Source organism: Pseudomonas sp. MC6, assembly GCF_054790575.1.
Genome location: NZ_CP186504.1, coordinates 3,755,520 through 3,775,363, shown reverse-complemented (window position 1 = coordinate 3,775,363; position 19,844 = coordinate 3,755,520). Strand labels below are relative to the sequence as shown.

At 59.6% G+C, this 19,844-nt stretch carries 17 protein-coding genes; 4 read left to right on the top strand and 13 right to left on the bottom strand.

Annotated features, from left to right (window positions below):
- The first annotated feature begins 460 nt into the window (after nucleotides 1-460).
- Complete coding sequence (locus ACOYXE_RS16990) at nucleotides 461-1,852, top strand: Fic family protein (RefSeq protein WP_160056183.1); 1,392 nt, start codon at nucleotides 461-463, stop codon at nucleotides 1,850-1,852.
- On the opposite strand, the gene ACOYXE_RS16985 is transcribed toward ACOYXE_RS16990, so the two are convergent.
- The 3 genes from ACOYXE_RS16985 to plsB all read right to left on the bottom strand — a co-directional run bounded on the left by ACOYXE_RS16985 (nucleotide 1,849) and on the right by plsB (nucleotide 5,609).
- Nucleotides 1,849-2,538, bottom strand: coding sequence for a DUF4197 domain-containing protein (locus tag ACOYXE_RS16985; protein ID WP_160056185.1), 690 nt, complete (start codon nucleotides 2,536-2,538; stop codon nucleotides 1,849-1,851). The genes ACOYXE_RS16990 and ACOYXE_RS16985 overlap by 4 nt on opposite strands.
- Nucleotides 2,539-2,578: 40 nt before the next feature.
- Nucleotides 2,579-2,977 (bottom strand): YbaY family lipoprotein, encoded by a 399-nt coding sequence (locus ACOYXE_RS16980; RefSeq protein ID WP_160056187.1) that lies wholly within the window; start codon nucleotides 2,975-2,977, stop codon nucleotides 2,579-2,581.
- A 130-nt stretch (nucleotides 2,978-3,107) separates the two neighbouring features.
- Nucleotides 3,108-5,609, bottom strand: a complete 2,502-nt coding sequence (gene plsB / locus ACOYXE_RS16975) for a glycerol-3-phosphate 1-O-acyltransferase PlsB (RefSeq protein WP_160056189.1) — start codon at nucleotides 5,607-5,609, stop codon at nucleotides 3,108-3,110.
- Between the two features lie 238 nt (nucleotides 5,610-5,847).
- Here plsB and ACOYXE_RS16970 point away from each other — a divergent pair, with 238 nt between their 5' ends.
- Nucleotides 5,848-6,057 (top strand): cold-shock protein, encoded by a 210-nt coding sequence (locus tag ACOYXE_RS16970; protein ID WP_007908870.1) that lies wholly within the window; start codon nucleotides 5,848-5,850, stop codon nucleotides 6,055-6,057.
- 126 nt (nucleotides 6,058-6,183) lie between these two features.
- Here ACOYXE_RS16970 and ACOYXE_RS16965 read toward each other — a convergent pair whose 3' ends face one another.
- The 4 genes from ACOYXE_RS16965 to ACOYXE_RS16950 all read right to left on the bottom strand — a co-directional run bounded on the left by ACOYXE_RS16965 (nucleotide 6,184) and on the right by ACOYXE_RS16950 (nucleotide 11,426).
- Entirely contained in the window at nucleotides 6,184-6,561 is a 378-nt protein-coding gene (locus ACOYXE_RS16965; protein ID WP_016985110.1) for a hypothetical protein, read from the bottom strand.
- Nucleotides 6,562-6,636: 75 nt separating this feature from the next.
- Nucleotides 6,637-7,446: a putative RNA methyltransferase gene (locus tag ACOYXE_RS16960; RefSeq protein WP_405122236.1), complete on the bottom strand. Its 810-nt coding sequence runs from the start codon at nucleotides 7,444-7,446 to the stop codon at nucleotides 6,637-6,639.
- Nucleotides 7,446-8,597, bottom strand: coding sequence for a succinyl-diaminopimelate desuccinylase (gene dapE / locus ACOYXE_RS16955; RefSeq protein ID WP_160056195.1), 1,152 nt, complete (start codon nucleotides 8,595-8,597; stop codon nucleotides 7,446-7,448). Before dapE ends, ACOYXE_RS16960 begins: the two co-directional genes overlap by 1 nt.
- A gap of 237 nt (nucleotides 8,598-8,834) precedes the next feature.
- A complete protein-coding gene (locus ACOYXE_RS16950; protein WP_160056197.1) occupies nucleotides 8,835-11,426 on the bottom strand; it encodes a glycosyltransferase in 2,592 nt (863 codons plus the stop codon).
- Nucleotides 11,427-11,645: 219 nt separating this feature from the next.
- Here ACOYXE_RS16950 and tcdA point away from each other — a divergent pair, with 219 nt between their 5' ends.
- Nucleotides 11,646-12,458: a tRNA cyclic N6-threonylcarbamoyladenosine(37) synthase TcdA gene (tcdA, locus tag ACOYXE_RS16945; protein ID WP_405122235.1), complete on the top strand. Its 813-nt coding sequence runs from the start codon at nucleotides 11,646-11,648 to the stop codon at nucleotides 12,456-12,458.
- Between the two features lie 89 nt (nucleotides 12,459-12,547).
- Here the strand turns inward: tcdA and ACOYXE_RS16940 are convergent, their stop codons facing one another.
- From ACOYXE_RS16940 to ACOYXE_RS16925, 4 genes are all read right to left on the bottom strand, one after another.
- Nucleotides 12,548-12,952: a SufE family protein gene (locus ACOYXE_RS16940; RefSeq protein ID WP_160056201.1), complete on the bottom strand. Its 405-nt coding sequence runs from the start codon at nucleotides 12,950-12,952 to the stop codon at nucleotides 12,548-12,550.
- A complete protein-coding gene (locus ACOYXE_RS16935; protein WP_160056203.1) occupies nucleotides 12,949-14,154 on the bottom strand; it encodes an aminotransferase class V-fold PLP-dependent enzyme in 1,206 nt (401 codons plus the stop codon). Before ACOYXE_RS16935 ends, ACOYXE_RS16940 begins: the two co-directional genes overlap by 4 nt.
- Nucleotides 14,155-14,287: 133 nt before the next feature.
- On the bottom strand, nucleotides 14,288-15,322 hold the full coding sequence (dapD, locus tag ACOYXE_RS16930) for a 2,3,4,5-tetrahydropyridine-2,6-dicarboxylate N-succinyltransferase (protein WP_122591337.1): 1,035 nt from the start codon (nucleotides 15,320-15,322) through the stop codon (nucleotides 14,288-14,290).
- Nucleotides 15,323-15,355: 33 nt separating this feature from the next.
- Nucleotides 15,356-15,664: an arsenate reductase gene (locus tag ACOYXE_RS16925; RefSeq protein ID WP_042607053.1), complete on the bottom strand. Its 309-nt coding sequence runs from the start codon at nucleotides 15,662-15,664 to the stop codon at nucleotides 15,356-15,358.
- 325 nt (nucleotides 15,665-15,989) lie between these two features.
- On the opposite strand from ACOYXE_RS16925, the gene ACOYXE_RS16920 reads away from it, so the two are divergent.
- On the top strand, nucleotides 15,990-17,624 hold the full coding sequence (locus tag ACOYXE_RS16920) for a Na+/H+ antiporter (RefSeq protein ID WP_160056205.1): 1,635 nt from the start codon (nucleotides 15,990-15,992) through the stop codon (nucleotides 17,622-17,624).
- A gap of 24 nt (nucleotides 17,625-17,648) precedes the next feature.
- Here the strand turns inward: ACOYXE_RS16920 and ACOYXE_RS16915 are convergent, their stop codons facing one another.
- Nucleotides 17,649-18,404, bottom strand: coding sequence for a M12 family metallopeptidase (locus ACOYXE_RS16915; RefSeq protein ID WP_108225209.1), 756 nt, complete (start codon nucleotides 18,402-18,404; stop codon nucleotides 17,649-17,651).
- A 224-nt stretch (nucleotides 18,405-18,628) separates the two neighbouring features.
- The gene (dapC, locus tag ACOYXE_RS16910) at nucleotides 18,629-19,828 is read right to left on the bottom strand and encodes a succinyldiaminopimelate transaminase (protein ID WP_160056207.1); all 1,200 of its coding nucleotides are present in this window, start codon (nucleotides 19,826-19,828) and stop codon (nucleotides 18,629-18,631) included.
- Nucleotides 19,829-19,844: the final 16 nt, after the last annotated feature.

Genomic DNA, 19,844 nt, shown 5'->3' with positions numbered 1-19,844 from the left:
GCCCCAAAGGAACCAAAGGTCTGCGCCCTGACGTTCGGCCCACTCGCTGGGGCTCGGGGTTCCTTCGCTCCGGGATCGATCCGGGGGCATCGCCTACGGTTTGCTTCGCTGCACCTCCTTTCGATGTGTTCGACTTCGTCGAACGGTCGCTGCGCTCCCACCCCCGGATCAATCCCTCCACTCAGCCTGCCGACGGGCCTTCAGATCAAAAGCTGTACGCGAGCTAACGCTCATTGTGTTGAGTGGTGAGGAGCAGAAGCGATTTGCTCTGGCTCTTCTGTGGGAGCGAGCCTGCTCGCGAAGGCGGCCTGACAGCCGACCAGTCTCTAGCTGACTATCCAAACCCCGCTCTGCCTCCGCCACTTCCTACATTTTTTTCAGAAACCTCCGATATTGAACCTGGGTGCCGCGAGTGCTGTACTCAAGCCTCTGCTTTTCCAGAGTCCTTGAGCCCGCCTTGATGAAAAAGCCTCCACCCTTGAAGGGCCGATCCGACCCGGTGTTTGATTTGTTGGTGCACCCGCCCCACAAGCATCGTCTGGCGGACTATCTTGCGCTGCTCAAGCCGCTCGATGATCAAGGTCGTTATCTGCCATTTGAAGCGTTGCGTTATCGCTGGGCGGCGGGGCTGGATGCCAGACTGTGCTGGGCGTTGGTCAAGAAGGCGCGGGCGGCCCAGTACATTAACCTTCTGCCACTGGGCGAGCCGGTGCAGTGGGGCAAGTATCTGTTCACGCCGCTGGCACAGAAAACCATCTCCATCGTGGATCGGCAGGCCAGTACGGCTGCGCTGGAGTACATGACCAGCCAGATTGGCGAACGGGCGCATTTCAGTTATCTGCTCAATGACTTGATCGAAGACGAGGCCATCGCCAGTAGCCAGTTGGAGGGTGCGGCGACGACCACGCGCGTGGCCAAGGACATGCTCAAACAGCAGCGCCAGCCTCGTACTCCGGATGAACGCATGGTGATGGGTAATTACCGGATGATGAATTATGCCTGGGAGAGACGTTACGAACCCATGAGCGTGGAGTTGATTGCGGCGATTCATCGGGTGGGGGTCGAGGGCATCGATGACGAGCAGTATTCACCTGGGGTATTCAGGACCAATGACGAGGTGGTCGTCCAGGACGGGGCGGGCAATACGGTGCACCGGCCGCCACCTGCAGCAGGATTGGCGTCGCGGCTTGAGCGACTGTCGCACTGGATCAACCTGCCCGACGGCTCACCACTGGATAACCACTATCTGCATCCGCTGATCAAGGCGATCACGCTGCACTTTGCCTTGGGCTACGAGCATCCCTTTCGCGACGGCAACGGGCGGGTCGCCAGGGCGTTGTTTTACTGGTTCATGTTCAAGAACGAATTTGCGGCGTTTCGCTACATAGCGATCAGTTTGTTACTGCGTAATGCGCCGGTGAAATATGGACGCTCATACCTGCACACCGAGGCGGATGAGCTGGATCTGACGTACTTCATCGAATTCCAGTGTTCGGTGATCCAGCGAGCGGTGCTCGGGTTTACCGATGTTTACCGCAAGAGCGTGGCCTACACCGAAGAATTCGAGCGCAGGCTGAAGAATTGCGGCTTCTTTGATCAACTCACGGAAAAACAACGCGCGTTGTACGAGGTGGCCAAAAACGGAGTGGCGAAGGAGTTCACCGCGAGCAATGTGGCTGAGAATTTTGCTTGCTCGTATAGCGAGGCGGCGTCGGCACTAGACGGATTAGACGAGTTAGGAGTTTTTGAACGGAGGAAGATGGGGCGGGAGTGGGTGTTCTTTTTACGTAATCCTGTAGGTGGATGGAAGCACGGGAGCGAATTCCTTCGCCCCCATGTTGTGACAGCTTAAAGCGTGCCGAACACCTTCTTCGCCAGACTGGTCGCCGCAGCAGCCGGGTTCTGGCGGATGGTTTCTTCCTGTTTGCCGATCATCTCGAACAGCCCATTCAGCGCTTGCTCGGTCACGTAGTTTTCAACGTTGGCGCTCTTCGCATCGACAACGCCAAACGCAGCGGCCTGGCCCGCGAACGAGTTGTACTTCTGCGCCACGCCAACCTTGTCGGTCGCTTGCTTGACGATCGGCAGGAACTTGGCGCGGATCTGTTCGCGGCTGGATTTGTCGAGGTATTGCGTGGCCGAATCCTTGCCGCCGCTGAGGATGCCTTTGGCGTCTTCCACGCTCATTTTTTTCACGGCGTCGACGAGGATTGGCTGGGCCTGGGTCACGGCGCTTTCCGCAGCCTTGTTCATCGCGGTTTCCAGTTCTTCAACCTGAGCGCCCATGCCGAAGGCTTTCATCTTGCTCGCGGCTTTGCCGAGTTTGCCCGGCAGTTCGATCTTCACCTCAGGGTTGTTGCTGAAACCGCCGGGTGTGCCGAGTTGTTTGACGGCGATTTGCGCGCCTTGGGTCAGGGCATCCTTGAGGCCGCCGGTGGCGTCTTTTTGCGACAGGTCACTGAGCGACAGAGCCATGGCGCTGGCGGAGATCATCAGGCCTGCGCACAGGCCGGCGAAGCGAAGGGTAGGGCGGAACATGGCGGCTTCCTTGTTGCGGAAAAGGGCTGCGGAAAATGAATTAACGAACGGCGTCGACGCGGATTTTCAGCGGCTGCGGGTCGTTGCCGTCGAGTTGCACGGCGTGGTTTTCGGTGGTGATGAACATCAGTTCGCCGTTAACTTCAATGCGCGCGCTGACCGAGTAACGGTGGCCCGGTTTGACTTGGGCCGGATCGTAGCTCAAGTGGAAGGGCAGCGGCACCTGGCCTTTGATCGGGCCTTTTTGCTCGTCCAGCACGACGGCCGGCGCATCGGCCAGCGAGACGTCTTGCAGGCTGACGCTGAGGGTCGCACTAGGTGGCAGGGCGATGCGCTGCAGGTAGAACACTTCACCGTCGAGGCCGACCTTGCCGGCGGGACTGGTCGATTGGCAGGCGCTCAACAGTGTGGCGGCGGCGAGGGTTAGTAGTTTTTTCATGGTGCATCTCCTTTGAATATGGGAGCGACGGTGCGACGATTCGACCTGCTCGCGAAAGCGGTATTTCAGTCACTGAGATGTCGACTGACACTCTACCTTCGCGAACAAGCTCGCTCCCACCCGGTTTGCATCAGGTCTCGGGTTGAGCGACGACCTGATCTGCAGCATCTTCACTGCGATGCAGCGCAACCTGGCGGATCGACAGGCGAATCTCCGCCGGCAATACGCGTTTGGCTGCACCTTCGGCGAGTTCGCCGAGCAGCTCGTGATAACTCAGTTTGCCGGCCTCGTCGCGGCGCAGCACGTCGAGGTCGAGCATCGTCTGGATGAAGTGGCGGAACAGGCTCTTGTCGAAGAACTCCGGCGCATTCAGACCGTGGAGGATCGACAGGCGTTGAGCCATGACGGTGCAGAGGTCTTCCAGTTCTTCGGCGCTGATGCTGTTCTGGCCGCTGTTGAGCAGCAAGGACACGGTCATGTAGAAACGCTGCAAGGTCTGGGCGATGCTCTTCGACAGCAGCGTCAGCAGGACGAAATGCCGCGAACTTGGCGCTGGACGCAGATAAACATCCTTCTCGAAACGCAGCAGGCCTTGCTCGACGAATGCTTCGAGCCACTGATCAACCACACCGTCCAGTTCGTCCAGCGTCCAGCGAATGAACAGTTCCGATTGCAGGTACGGATACAGCGCGCGGGTGTAGCGCAGGATCTGTTCGCGGCTCATGCGCGAAGCGCTCTGGAAGAAGCTCGCCAGCAGCGCCGGCAGGGCGAAGATGTGCAGCACATTGTTGCGGTAGTAGGTCATCAGGACGGCGTTCTGCTCGTCCAGATAGAGAATCTTGCCCAGCGCATCGTTCTGCTCGGCGAGCAGGTCCATGTCCTTCACATGCTCGATCAGCGCGCGGCCGTCGCCTTCTGGCAGCGTGGTGTGCGGCGAATAGGGAACCTTGCGCAGCAGCGCCAGGTACAGATCCAGCACCCGTGCCATGGCGCGATCATCCAGCGCCAGACGCGTGGTCGAGAGCAGCGCCAGCGCCACCAGGTTGACCGGGTTGATCGCCGCCGCTTCGTTCAGATGCTGCGCGACTTTCTCGCCGAGACGATTGGTGGTTTCGTTGAGCCACGCCGGTTTGTACTGCGGGCCGAGTTCCTGCTGGCGCCAGTCCGGTTGTTCGGCGTCGAGGAATTCCGCCAGTTTGATCGGCTCACCGAAGTTGACGGCGACCTGACCGAAACGCTGCTTGAGCGCACCGATGACTTTGAAAATGTCGAAGATCGATTCTTTCTTCTTGCTCGCGCCGCGTAGTTCGCCGAGGTAAGTACGCCCCTCCAGCACGCGTTCGTAACCGATGTACACCGGCACAAACACGATCGGCATCCGCGACGAACGCAGGAAGCTGCGCATCGTAATGGCGAGCATGCCGGTTTTCGGTTGCAGCATGCGCCCGGTGCGCGAACGGCCGCCCTCGACGAAGTACTCGACCGGGAAACCTTTGGTGAACAGGGTGTGCAGGTATTCGTTGAACACCGAGGTGTACAGCGGATTGCCCTTGAACGTGCGGCGCATGAAGAATGCACCGCCACGGCGCAGCAGGCTGCCGATCACCGGCATGTTCAGGTTGATCCCGGCGGCGATGTGCGGCGGGGTCAGTCCGTTGCGGAACAGCAAATACGACAGCAGCAGGTAGTCGATGTGGCTGCGGTGGCACGGCACGTAGATCACTTCGTGACCCTGGGCGACCTTCTGCACGCCTTCGATGTGGTTGACCTTGATGCCGTCGTAGATCTTGTTCCAGAACCAGCTCAGCACCACTTCCAGAAAGCGGATCGCGGTGTAGGTGTAGTCCGAGGCGATCTCGTTGCCGTAGCGCAAGGCCTGAGCCTTGGCCTTCTCCGGGGAGATGTTTTCGCGCTCGGCTTCGTCGAGGATCGCTTGTTTGACCAATGGCTGGTTGAGCAAGCCTTTGACCAGATTTCGGCGGTGGGAAATGTCCGGGCCAATGACCGCTGCTTTCAGATTGCGGAAGTGCACGCGGAGGATGCGCTGGGCCATACGCACGGTGCGTTCGTGGCCCTTGTTGTGCTCGATAAGCTCGCGCAGGTGAATCGGCGCGGAGAACTGCACGCGGGTTTTGCGCCCGAGAACAATGATGCTAAGCAAGCGACGCAAACGTCCGGTGACCGCCCAGCTGTCGGCAAACAGCAGTTTCCAGGGACTGTTTTCGCTGTCCGGCGACTGGCCCCAGAACACGCTGACCGGGATGACTTGTGCATCCTCGGCGGCGTTTTGCGTGAGGGCGCTGACCAAGCGGGTCAGGGTCGGCGGCGCACCGCGCTTGTCCTGGCGACCGAGCCAGTCCGGATCCGGCGTCAGGTAGAAGAACGCCGCCGGTTCGATCAGCGAACCCACCGACACCGGCAGTACCGGACGCGGCAGACCGGCCTTGGTGCACTCGGTGTCGAGCACTGCCAGATCGGTCAGCGAAGGGTTTTGCAGGACGTAGAACACCGGACGACTGCGGTCGAGGTTGAGGGTGAACGACGACTGGTTGATCGTCTCCGAGCGAACCCAGAGGTACAACAGTCGGCGCAAGGTGCCAAACACAAGACGGCGAAACGGGGAACGGGTCATACGGCTTCTGCGTGAGTGAATAAAACCGAGCAGATGCTCGGGCGGTCGATAGTGTGCCGGATTCGCTGAAAATCGGCAAAAAAGCGGCGAAGTAATCTCCTGTTGAGTCTTTTTGCGCCTGTCATATACTCGGCGGTCTGTCGCCGAGGCCCTTTTATGGACGTCGGACGCAGGCTGACGTTCCGCAAAGGCTTTCCTGCGAAAAGCCTGTCCAATAATAAAAAAGGAGTATGAACAGATGGCAACACGTGAAACCGGCAACGTGAAGTGGTTCAACGACGCCAAAGGCTACGGCTTTATCCAGCGCGAAGACGGGGTGGACGTGTTCGTGCACTACCGCGCGATTCGTGGCGAAGGGCATCGGTCGCTGACCGAAGGCCAGCAGGTTGAATACGCAGTGATTACTGGCGAGAAGGGTTTGCAGGCGGAAGACGTTGTAGGCCTGTAAGTCGCTGAAAACCACTGTGGGAGCGAGCCTGCTCGCGAATGCGTAGTGTCAGTCGATATGAATGGTGACTGATACACCGCATTCGCGAGCAGGCTCGCTCCCACATGGGATCTGCGTTGCCTGTTGTTAAGCGGTTTTCCAGGTGATTTCTTCTTCACCGTCTTCGCTGATGCGCATCCAGCGATCCGCCGTCTCCTCACCTTCCTCTTCAACCCACGTGCCCGGGGCGCAACGCACTTCCACGTTCAGCGCGGCAAATGCTGCACGCGCGCAGGCGATGTCGTCGTCCCATGGGGTCTGGTCGCTTTCCAGGTACAGGCTGTTCCACTTGCCCACGGCTTTCGGCAGCCAGGTCACCGGCACGTTGCCGGCCTTGCACTTGTAAGTCTGGCCTTTCTGTACCCAGTCGCTGCACGGGCCCAACGCGGCGCCCAGCCAGGCCGAAATGGCCTTGTGGTCGACGTCGGCGTCTTTCAGGTAAATCTCGATGTCCGGTTGGCGCATGGATGTCCTCACTGCGGGTCTGAAAAATCCATTCGCGGATTTAGCCGGCCCCGGGCATTTGCCCGAGACCAAAAGTTATTGAAGAACGAAATAATCGTAGCGCATCGACACGGTGGTCTCGAACGGCTCGGCCTGCTCGATCACCGCCGCACGACGCTCGGCACTGGCGCGCCAGCCGTGGGGCGTCATCGCCAACAGGTTGGCGCGATCCTCGGGCTTGGTCAGGGTCAGCTTGAATTCCAGGGTTTCACTGTGCGCCAGCGCCATGCCTTCCGGCACCAGGGCCAGGTGCTTGTCGTCGGTGTATTCGCGCACTTCGTCGTACAGGCGTTCGCGCAGTTCCATTAGATGGCCGCTGGTCGGGCCGACTTTCATCAGGCCACCGCCCACACTGAGAAGGCGCTTGGCTTCTTCCCAATCCAAAGGACTGAAAACGCTGGCGAGGAACTGGCAACTGCCCGACGCCAACGGCACACGGGCCATGCTGGCGATCAACCAGCTAATCGCCGGGTTACGTTTGCACGCGCGTTTGACCGCCTCGCGGGAAATGTCCAGCGCGTAGCCATCGGCGTTCGGCAAGGCCTCGGCGATCTGCGCGGTGTAATAACCCTCGCCACAACCGATGTCGACCCAGCGATCCGGCGCATAACTTGCCGCCAGTTCGGCCAGTCGCTTGGCTACTGGCGCGTAATGGCCAGCGTTCAAGAAGTCGCGACGCGCCTCGACCATGGCTTGGTTGTCGCCAGGGTCGCGGCTGTTCTTGTGCTGCACCGGCAGCAGGTTCAGATAACCCTGCCGCGCACGGTCGAAGCGATGGCCTGCCGGGCAGACCACGCCGTTGTCCACTGTGTTCAGCGGTTCACTGCAAATGGGGCAAGCCAGCATCAGGCGAGCAACTTGATCATTGTCTGGTAGTAGATCTCGGTCAGTACGTCGAGATCCGCCGCCAGCACGCGCTCGTTGACCTGGTGAATGGTCGCGTTGACCGGGCCCAGTTCAACAACCTGCGTGCCCATGGTCGCGATGAAACGGCCATCGGAGGTGCCGCCGCTGGTCGACGCTTTGGTCTCGCGACCGGTGATGTCCTTGATGCTCGCCGACACCGCGTCGAGCAGCGCGCCCGGTTCGGTGAGGAACGGCAGGCCGGACAGCGCCCAGTCGATGTGCCAGTCCAGATCGTGCTTGTCGAGAATGTCGGCCACGCGTTTCTGCAGGCCTTCGACGGTCGATTCGGTGGAGAAACGGAAGTTGAACACCGCCACCAGATCACCCGGAATCACGTTGGTCGCGCCGGTGCCGGAGTTGACGTTGGAAATCTGGAAACTGGTCGGCGGGAAGAAATCGTTACCGTGATCCCAGTGCTCGGCGGCCAGTTCGGCCAGCGCCGGAGCGGCGAGGTGGATCGGGTTCTTCGCCAGATGCGGGTAAGCGACGTGACCCTGAATGCCTTTGACCGTGAGCTTGGCGCCCAGCGAGCCACGACGGCCGTTTTTCACCACGTCGCCAACCAGGGTGGTGCTCGACGGTTCGCCGACGATGCACCAGTCCAGACGCTCATTACGCGCGGCCAAACGCTCGACCACTGCTTTGGTGCCATGGTGCGCCGGGCCTTCTTCGTCGCTGGTGATCAGGAACGCGACCTTGCCTTTGTGGTTCGGGTAATCGGTGACGAAACGCTCGGCGGCGACGGTCATCGACGCCAGGCTGCCTTTCATGTCCGCCGCGCCACGGCCGCAGAGCATGCCGTGTTCATCGATCAGCGCGTTGAACGGGTCGATCTGCCACGCGGTGACCGGGCCGGTCGGGACCACGTCGGTGTGGCCGGCGAAGCACAGCACCGGGCCGTCGTTGTCGCCGTGGGTCGCCCAGAAGTTATCCACATCTTCGATGCGCATCGGCTCGAGGCTGAAACCGGCATCGCCCAGGCGCTGCATCATCTGCTTCTGGCAATCGGCGTCGACCGGCGTCACGGAAGGACGGCGGATCAGGTCGATGGCGAGTTGGAGGGTCGGCGAAAGGTCGGCGTGGGCCGTCATGGAAAACTCCGAAGATCATGAATGTGGGCGCGGATTAACTGTAGGAGTGAGCCTGCTCGCGATAGCGGTGTGTCAGTCAACGTAACTATTGATTGTTACACCGCTATCGCGAGCAGGCTCACTCCTACAGGAATTGGGTTCGGCCAATGAGCCGAACGCCGCCAAGCCCCGCAAAATGGCGGTTATCTTAAAGCAAAACGGCGACCATTGGCCGCCGTTTAGTGCATCGATGAGGATTTAGACGACCGGCGCCGGCTCAGGCTTGGCCGCAGGTTTCGGCAACGACGACAGGAACGCCATGATCAGCGCCGCCAGATACGGCAGCGACTGCACCAGCAACATCACCACCCAGAAACGCATGTCGTTGCTCGGCATGCCGTTGACCAGAAAGATCCCCAGCGCCGCGCCCCACAACAGCAGCATGATGAACAGCTCTTCCCGCGCTTCGGAAATCGCCACCCAGAAGCCGTGGTTGTCAGCGTTTTTTGGCGTACGGAAGAACGGAATGCTGCTGGTGAAGAAGCCGTACAGCACCGCTTTGGCGATGGTGTGCGACAACGCCAGCCCGGCCAGCGCCGCGCAGAAGGCATCTTTCAGGTTCACGCCGACGGCGCGACGGTAGAGGAAGATGATCTTGCCGACCTTGAACACGAACAACGCCAACGGCGGAATTGCGAAGATCAGCAGCGGCGGATCGACCCGTTGCGGCACGATAATCATCGCCGCCGACCACAACAGCGCGCCGACGGTGAAGAAGATGTTCATGCCGTCCGCGACCCACGGCAACCAGCCCGCGAGGAAGTGATAGCGCTGGCCACGGGTCAGCTCGGTGTCCTTGCCGCGCAACAGGCTGCCGGTGTGGCGTTTGATGATCTGAATTGCACCGTAAGCCCAGCGGAAACGCTGTTTCTTGAAGTCGATAAACGTATCCGGCATCAGGCCCTTGCCGTAGCTGTCGTGGTAATACGCCGCCGACAGGCCTTTTTCGAACACGCGCAGACCGAGTTCGGCGTCTTCGCAGATGCACCAGTCAGCCCAACCCAACTCTTCCAGCACCGAGCGACGGGTCATGGTCATGGTGCCGTGCTGGATGATCGCGTCACGGTCGTTACGAGTGACCATGCCGATGTGGAAGAAGCCTTTGTATTCGGCGTAGCAGAGCTTTTTGAAGGTGCTTTCGTTCTGATCGCGATAATCCTGCGGCGATTGCACCACAGCGATTTTCGGATCGGCGAAGTGCGGCACCATGTGCTTGAGCCAGTTCGGGTGCACGCAGTAATCGGAGTCGATCACGGCGATCACTTCGGCATCCTTGGCGGTGTGCGGAATCAGGTAGTTCAGCGCACCGCCCTTGAAACCGGCCAGCGGCGAGACGTGGAAGAACTTGAAGCGCGGACCGAGGGTTTCGCAGTAGTCGCGTACCGGCTCCCATACCGCCGGATCCTTGGTGTTGTTGTCGATGATCAGGACTTCGTAGTCCGGATAATCCAGCGCTGCCAGTGCGTCGAGGGTCTGTTTGACCATCTCCGGCGGCTCGTTGTAGCACGGCACGTGAATCGAGACTTTCGGGCGATAGCTGGAGTCGCCCTCGACCGGCAGGAACTCGCGCCGACGCTTGTGAATCCACACCGCTTCGGCCAGCTCATGCGCCTCCGTCAGCAAGACGATAAACACCCCAAGCGCACCCAGCGCCAAGAGGAAGCCCACCGTCAAACTGAACCACGTGCTGTATTGCAGGCTGTAGTCGTAACCGATCCACACCAGCACCGAACCGCAAAGGAAGGCGATAAAGGTCAGGAAGATCCGCCCACGCTGACGCAGCGCCGAGCCGTCGATCATCAGCAGGGTCAGCGACAACAGCGCCAGCACCACCGAACCGATCGCCAGTACGCGCCATTGCGGGATCGCGACCACCGGGCCTTCAAAGTTGAATTTCTGCTGACGCGCAGCGTTGAACACGCCCCAGTACGCGCCGACCGAGCCTTCGTCGCTGGCCTTCCACGGCTGGTCAAACGCCTCGATCACGAAGTAGTTGAAGCCTTGGCGGTTGAGCTTGTTGACCAGTGTGCGCAGGTAGATCGCCTGATCCGCCGGCGACGCATCGGCGCCACCGCGCATGCGGCCGTTGCTCGGCCAGCCGACCTCGGAGAGCAGCAGCGGCTTTTTCGGGAACATTTTTTTCAGATCGCGAGCACGGTCGAAAACGAACTGGCCAGCCTTGTCGACCGGAATGAACTCCCAGTACGGCAGAACGTGCGCAGCGATCAGATCGACGTGCTTGGCCAGCTCTGGATGTTCTTCCCAGACGTGCCATTGCTCCGACGTGGTCACCGGTACCTTCACCGCTGCGCGCACGCGATCGAGCAGCACGCTGAGTTGTTCGGCGGTGATTTCCTTGCGGAAGATCGCTTCGTTACCGACCACCACGCGCACCACACTGCGCGAGGTATTGGCCAGTTCGATGGCGCGCTGGATTTCCCGTTCGTTGCGCTCCTGATCGGGGCTGATCCAGATCCCCAGCGTCACACGCAGGCCGAATTCTTCGGCCAGTTTCGGGATGTCTTGCAGCGAACCGTCGACCGAGTAGATGCGGATGTTGTCCGTCAACTTGCTCATGATCTCCAGGTCGCGGCGCATCTCGTCGTCAGTCGGGTACTGATCCTTTTGCGGATATTGTCCCTGCTGGAACGGCGAATAGGAGAAACCGGAGATCTGCTCCGGCCAGTTCGGCGCGGAAACCGGGCGATTGATCAGCGCCCAGAAACCGGTGAACAGGGCGGCGATTGCCAGAACCACCACCAGGTTGAGTCCAAATTTACGCGATGACATAGCTATTTCGGGTTCCAAAGGCTGTGGAACGAAGGATCGGTCGGCTAGACGCCCGAGGGGCGCGCATCCTACACCGGCAGTTCGCAAGTCGTACATCAGACAGGGAAATGCCCGACATTGGGCAGCCGACTTTGACTTAAGTTCTTACACTTGTAGCTGATGTTTAGAACTTGTCGCCGCGTAGCCCTATAATGCGCGCCGGTTTTTGGGGTAATGGTCATGAGTACAGAAGATCCGCGGTTTGCAGGCATCGCCCGTTTGTATGGCATTGAAGGTCTGGAACGCCTGCGCGCGGCCCATGTGGCGATCGTCGGCGTCGGTGGCGTCGGTTCCTGGGCGGCGGAAGCTGTGGCCCGTTGTGGCGTCGGCGAGATTTCGCTGTTCGATCTCGATGACGTCTGCGTCAGCAACGCCAACCGCCAGTTGCATGCGCTCGACAGCACCGTCGGCAAACCCAAGGTCGAGGTGATGGCCGAGCGTCTGCGCGGGATCAACCCGGATTGCACGGTGCACGCGGTGGCGGATTTCGTCACCCGCGAGACCATGGCCGAATACATCACGGCGAACATCGACTGCGTAATCGACTGCATCGACGCGGTCAACGCCAAGGCTGCGCTGATCGCCTGGTGCAAGCGCCGCAAGATCCAGATCATCACCACGGGCGGTGCGGGCGGGCAAATTGATCCGACGTTGATTCAGGTGTGCGATCTCAACCGCACGTTCAACGACCCATTGGCGTCGAAAGTGCGTTCGACGTTGCGTCGTGATTATGGTTTTTCGCGCACCGTGACCCGTCATTACAGCGTGCCGTGTGTGTTTTCCACCGAGCAACTGCGCTATCCGAAGCCGGATGGCAGCATTTGTTTGCAGAAGAGTTTTGTCGGTGACGGTGTGAAACTGGACTGCGCGGGTGGGTTTGGTGCGGTGATGATGGTTACGGCGACGTTTGGGATGGTCGCGGCGACCAAGGCTGTGGACAAGATTGTCGCCGGTGTTCGGCGCCCGGCGGATCGCATTAAGCCTGAGGTTTGATCGGTGAGGCTGATTGCCTCTTCGCGAGCAGGCTCGCTCCCACATTGAAATGCATTCCCCTGTGGGAGCGAGCCTGCTCGCGAAAGCGATTAACCGGCCAACTCATTCATCCGCTGGAGCACGGCATTAAGGCCATTACTGCGCGATGGCGATAGTTGTCGCGAAAGCCCTAGCTGATTAAACCAGTCCGGCAAATCAACCTGCTGCAATTCAGCGCCCGACAAGCCGTTGACCCGCAAAAGCAACAACGCCACCAACCCGCGAATCATCCGCGCATCGCTACTCGCCGCGAACTGCCAATGACCGTCGCGCAACGAACCCACCAGCCACACCTGACTCTCACAGCCATGCACCCGGTTAGCCTCGCACTTGTCGGCGTCACTTAGTGGCGGCGAGCGGTCACCAAACTGCATCAACAATCGCGCCCGCTGTTCCCAGCCCGCCGCGCTCTGAAAAGTCTGCAACGCCTCTGCCGCTTCGACCGGCAAACTCATCGCAACAACTCCAGCGCCTGATCCAGTGCTTCAAAAAAGCGCTCCAAATCTTCCGAATCGTTGTACAGCGCCAGCGACACCCGAATCGCTCCGGCCAACTCGAAGCTTTTCAACAGCGGCATCGCGCAGTGATGGCCGGCGCGCACGGCAATCCCTTGCTCGGTCAGCAAGTGCGCCAGATCAGCGTTATGCACACCCTCGACGACAAAACTCGCCAACGCCAATTGCGGCTTGCCGAGCAATCGAATGCCGTTACGCGCTGCGAGGCCGCGCAGCAAATAGTCATGCAACGCCGCTTCATGGGCCGACACCGCGTCCTGATCCAGCCCGGCCAGATAATCGAGCGTCGCGCCCAAGCCGATCACACTGGCAATCGGCGGTGTACCCGCCTCGAAACCCAGCGGAGCAGGGCGGAAACGCGAGTCGTGATAGTTGGCTTCCAGCACCATTTCGCCGCCAAACTGCCAAGGCTTCAATTGCTCAAGCGCAGCGTTGCGCCCGAACAGCACGCCGAGACCATCAGGCCCATAGAGCTTGTGGCTGGAAAACACATAAAAGTCGCAACCCAGCGCCTGCACATCATGCCGGCCGTGAACCACGCCTTGCGCGCCATCGACCACGGTCAGTGCGTTTTGCGCCTTGGCCATGCCCAGCAATGCCGGCAATGGCTGCCACGCACCGAGCACGTTGGACAACTGACTGACCGCCAGCAACCGCGTGCGCGGGCCGATCAAATGCACAGCGGCAGCGAGGTCGATCAGGCCGTCAGCGTCCAGCGGCAGAATAACCAGCTTCAGGTTGCGCCGTTGCGCCAGTTGCTGCCACGGCAGCAGGTTGGCGTGATGCTCCAGGGCGCTGATGACAATTTCATCGCCCGGGTGGAAAAGATGTTCCAGGCCATAGGCCAAAAGATTCAGCGCACTGGTGGCACCGTGGGTAAAGATGATCTGCCCGCTGTCACCGGCATTCAGCCACTGGGCAACCTTGAGCCGACTGTCCTCGAACGCCTGCGTCGCGTGAGCCCCGGGCAGGTGTTGCGCACGGTGCACATTGGCTGCGCCGTTGGCGTAGTAATGCGTCAGTGCGTCGAGCAGGGCTTGGGGTTTTTGCGTGGTGGCGGCGTTGTCCAGATAGGTCTGGTCTTGCCGTTGCAGAGCGGCGATGGCCGGGAAATCGGCACGCCAGGGGGAGGGAATCATCACGGTCTTTAGCCCTGGTGAAGAGGGGCGGGATGTACGCCAAATCCTGTAGGAGTGAGCCTGCTCGCGATGGCGTCCGTGAGGGCGCTAAAAGCATCGCGAGCAGGCTCACTCCTACAATGGATTATCCAAGCACTTAGTTGTGAGCGTGCAGCGCTTCGTTCAGTTCGATCGCCGATTTGTGGGTTTTGCATTCCACCGCACCGGTTTCCGAATTGCGACGGAACAGCAGGTCAGTCTGACCGGCCAGCTCACGCGCCTTCACGACTTTAACCAGGTTGTTGTTTTCGTCCAGCAGCGCAACCTTGGTACCGGCGGTCACGTACAGGCCCGACTCAACGGTGTTGCGGTCGCCCAACGGAATACCGATACCGGCGTTCGCGCCGATCAGGCAGCCTTCGCCGACCTTGATGACGATGTTGCCGCCGCCCGACAGGGTGCCCATGGTCGAGCAACCGCCGCCCAGGTCGGAACCCTTGCCGACGAATACGCCAGCAGAAACGCGGCCTTCGATCATGCCCGGGCCTTCGGTGCCGGCGTTGAAATTGATGAAGCCTTCGTGCATGACGGTGGTGCCTTCACCGACATAGGCGCCCAGACGCAGACGTGCCGCGTCAGCGATACGCACGCCAGCCGGTACCACGTAGTCGGTCATTTTCGGGAACTTGTCCACCGAGAACACTTCCAGCAGGTCGCCACGCAGACGGGCTTCCAGTTGCATTTCCGCCAGTTCGCTCAGGTCGATGGCGCCCTGGCTGGTCCACGCTACATTCGGCAGCAGCGGGAAGATCCCGGCCAGGCTCACGCCGTGTGGCTTGACCAGACGGTGCGACAGCAGGTGCAGCTTGAGGTAGGCCTCAGGCGTCGAGGTCAGCTGTGCATCTTCAGCCAGCAGGGTGGCGACCAGCGGCTTGTGGCTTTCAGCCAGACGGGTCAGCAGCTTGCCTTGCACGGCATCGATGCCTTTCACGGCTTCGGCCAGTTGCGCAGCCTGAGCGGTAGTGAAGGTGATGGCCTGGTTGCCTTCGGTGTAACCGAGGATCGGCGCAACTGCCGCGACCAGTTCGGCCGAAGGGTTGAGCAGTGGCTGTGCGTAGAACACTTCCAGCCACGCGCCTTGACGGTTCTGAGTGCCGACACCAAAGGCGATGCTGAACAGGGAATTGGACATGTAAATACACCTCTACAAAGAGTGACGGGCTGCTTACTTCAGAGCGGCCGCGTAGATATCTGGCTTGAAGCCAATCAGGGTTCGGTCACCGAGATCGAGCACCGGGCGCTTGATCATCGAGGGTTGAGCGAGCATCAGTTCGATGGCTTTCGACTGGTCGAGATCGGCTTTGCGTTCGTCGTCGAGTTTGCGAAAGGTCGTGCCTGCGCGGTTCAACACCGTTTGCCAGCCATGCTCGTCACACCATTGGGTCAGGTGTTCACGGTCGATACCGGCGGTTTTGTAATCGTGAAAGTCGTAGCTGACAGCGTGCTCATCAAGCCAGGTGCGCGCCTTTTTCATGGTGTCGCAGGCTTTGATGCCGAAAAGGTGCAACGTTTTACTTGAAACGGTCAAGGAATTGCCCCCTTTACAGGTGCTGGAGAAAAATGGTGTCGGATTATGCCATGACCCTTCGGTGAATACGCAAAACCTGTGGGAGCGAGCCTGCTCGCGAAGGGGCCATATCAGGCGACATCGATATTGAATGATCCACCGCATTCGCGAGCAGGCTCGCTCCCACAAGGGACTGCAATCCGGCAGCTGCGACATAGGTGCAACGGTCAGACGCATCCTAAGCGGCTAATATGGCAGTTCAACGCTGTCGATTGTCTGAGATTTCCGCTTTATGCAAACTGCTTACACCGTCCTGATCCTGCTGATGCTGGTCAGTGTCTCGCGGCTGGTCGGACGGGTCATCCCGTTGCCACTGCCGCTGGTACAAATCGCCGCTGGCGCATTGCTCGCCTGGCCGACCTTGGGTCTGCATGTGGCGCTCGATCCCGAATTATTCCTGTTTCTGTTCCTGCCGCCCCTGCTGTTTTCCGATGGCTGGCGCATGCCCAAGCGTGAGTTCTGGAACCTGCGCGGGCCGATCCTTACGCTGGCGGTGGGGTTGGTGCTGTTCACCGTGGTCGGCGCCGGGTACTTCATTCATTGGTTGTTGCCGTCCATTCCACTGCCGGTGGCTTTCGCCCTGGCGGCGGTGTTGTCGCCGACGGACGCCGTGGCGGTGTCGGCCATTTCGCAAAACCGCCTGCCGACCCCGCTGATGCATATATTGCAGGGCGAGGCGCTGATGAATGATGCCTCGGGTCTGGTGACCTTCAAGTTCGCACTGGCAGCGGCCATCACGGGCGTGTTCTCGCTGACCAATGCCAGTCTGACCTTTGTCGTGGTGGCGCTCGGCGGATTGGCGGTCGGTGTGGCCTTGAGCTGGCTGGTCGGGCGCTTGCGGGCGTGGATGATCGCTCGTGGCTGGGATGACCCGGCTACCCATGTGGTGTTCATGTTGCTGCTGCCGTTCGCTGCCTATGTGCTGGCGGAGCGGCTTGGTGTGTCGGGCATCCTTTCGGCTGTGGCGGCGGGGATGATGCAGAGCTGGCTCGATCTGCTGCCCCGCCAGACCAGCACCCGCTTGCTCAATCGCAGCGTCTGGTCACTGTTGGAGTTCGCCTTCAACGGTCTGATTTTCTTGCTGCTGGGCCTGCAATTGCCCGACATCATCAAAGCCGTGGTCAGCCACGAGCCGACCTTGTGGCCGACGTTGTTTTATCGCTGCCTGGATGTCGTGGCGATTTTCCTCACGTTGGTATTGCTGCGGTTTTTCTGGGTGCAGAGCATCTGGCGCTTGTCGGTGTTGCTGCGACGTTTGCGCGGCAAGGGTGAGCTGACACAAGTACCGACCGCGCGCTCCTGTTGGTTGCTGACCGTCGGCGGCGTGCGCGGCGCGGTGACGCTGGCGGGCGTGATGTCGGTGCCGATGTTGCTGGGTGCCGACGCCTTCCCGGAGCGCGACCTGCTGATCTTCATCGCTGCCGGGGTGATTCTGTTGTCGCTGATTTCGGCGTGCATCGCACTGCCTCTGCTGTTGCGCGGTATCGAAAAGAGCCCGGATGACAAGCGGCGTCAGGAAGTGCGCGATGCCTGGCGCAAAACCGCGGAAGCGGCGATTCATGCGCTCGAAACAGAAGAAACGACTCCGCAGGATGCTGCTCAAGCCGCTCTGTCGGCCGAGTTGAAGGCGCGGATCATGTCCGAGTATCGCCATCAGCTCGATGTTTTCAATGATTCCGCCGAAGCCCAGGCCTTGGCTTTCCAGATGGATCTGCTTGAGCGCCGCCTGCGCTTGAAGGCGCTAAGGGCGCAGCGTCTGGAACTGTATAGCCTCAGTCGTCATCACCAGATAGGTGATGACGTGCTCAGAGAAGTGTTGGCCGATCTGGACTTGAGTGAAGCCAATCTGGGGCAGGTCAAGTCGTAGTGAAAGACCGTCCCTGATGGCGCTTCATGGTCGCTCGCAGGAGCCGTCGTCAGGGATTTCGATCGGGTAGAAATGCGCGGCTATGCGTTTGTCTTCCCAACTGATTTCGGTGTTCATCGGTACTTCGAATTTTCCATCGGTCAGTTCCTTTTCGACAGGGTAATGCATGATGGATGTTGGATCGTACCCGGTGACGGTGGTCTGCTCGGTTATCGGTGTGAAGATGTTCAGGTCCACTTTCTCCTTATCCATTCCCCATTTTTCTGCGTATTCCTTATAGACCTTTGGTTTGTTCCAGGGGATGTTTGCATCCGGGTGCAAGTGCTCGTGATGTAATCCGAGAACATGACCAAATTCGTGCAATACCACTGTGCGGAAATCGGAATCTGCCGGTCGCGCGGATATGAACATGGTTGGCTCTCCCGCAGCGACTGTTAGTGCATCAGTTCCAATTTGAGATGCATTTTCAGTGGTGTTGGTTTTTATTCGGATTATGCCGTCTTTGCGGTCAATGAAACTAAAGGTGAGACTGACATAATCAGCCCATTCCCATATATGTTTTTTTATCGCGTCTTTCAGCGCGGCGGGGGGATTGTCCAGGAACGAAATGGTCAGGTGACGGTTCGGTTGCCAGCACTTTGCGTTGATGGCCATTGTTCGTGAGGACAGGCCTGAGCCGGAGGTATACGAAATGTTTTTAGGATTTTCATTGATGGCTGCTCGAAAGCTGGCGATGGGGTCATCTATTTCAAGTTTCAGACACGGCTTGGTTTTATACATAATCAATTCCTTTTGAGATTTAATGAGTTTTTATAGGGTGTTTGTTTTTCTCGAGGGTGTCTGCAAGTTCAATAGGTCGTGAACTTGTCTTGTTTGATATGTTATCGTTGTTGCGGAGGGTAAGTTATTTGTTTGCGTGTAGATGAGTAAAGCGATGCGTTGTAAGTTGGGGTTTCTGTAATATGGAAGTCCGCACCAGATTGCCTGGTGCGGATATTTGAAAGTTACTCTTGGCGAGTAATGAAGGCGCGAATCCGTTCGGCGGCTTCGACGCACTCTGCCAGCGGCGCAACCAGCGCCATGCGCACGCGACCGGCACCAGGATTGACGCCGTCGACGTCGCGGGAGAGATAAGAACCCGGCACCACGGTCACGTGCTCCTGCTCGAACAGATCGCGGCAGAACGCGGCGTCGTCGCCTTGCACGTTCGGCCAAAGATAAAAGCTGCCATCCGGACGCTGCACGTCCATCACCGGGCTGAGGATCTCCAGCACCGCATCGAACTTCTCGCGATACAGCGCACGGTTGGCGCGCACATGCACTTCGTCATTCCACGCCGCCACGCTGGCCAGTTGCGTTTGTACCGGCATCGCACAGCCGTGGTAGGTGCGATACAGCAGGAAGCCTTTGAGAATGTCGGCATCACCGGCGACAAAACCCGAGCGCAGGCCTGGCAGGTTGGAGCGCTTGGACAGGCTGTGGAATACCACGCAACGCTTGAAGTCCTTGCGGCCCAGTTCGACGCAGGCCGTCAGCAGACCCGGCGGCGGGGTTTGTTCATCGAAGTACAGTTCGCTGTAGCACTCGTCGGCGGCGATCACGAAGTCGTACTCGTCGGCCAAAGCGATCAGCTTTTTCAGGGTGTCGACCGGGATCAATGCGCCCGTCGGGTTGCCCGGCGAGCAGAGGAACAGGATCTGGCAGCGTTTCCAGATGTCTGGCGAAACGGCATCGAAATCCGGGTTGAAACCGTTCTCGTCGAGGCACGGCAGGTAGTGCGGTTTTGCCCCGGCAAGGAATGCGGCGCCTTCGTAGATCTGGTAGAACGGGTTCGGGCTGACCACCAGTGCGTCATCGCCACGATTGACCACGGTCTGGGTGAATGCGAACAACGCTTCACGAGTGCCATTGACCGGCAACACGTTGCGCGCCGGATCGATCCAGCCGCTTGGCACGCCGAAACGACGCTCGCACCAGCCGCCAATGGCTTCACGCAGGGCGGGGATGCCGAGGGTGGTCGGGTATACGGCCATCTGATCCAGACTGTTCGCCAGCGCTTCGGCGACAAAGCTTGGCGAGCGGTGTTTCGGCTCGCCGATCGACAGGGCGATCGGGCGTTTGTCCGGGTTCGGGGTCACGCTGCCGAGCAGGGCGCGAAGCTTTTCGAATGGGTACGGCTGGAGCTGGTTCAGAGCGTTGTTCATTGGGGCTGGGTCTCTC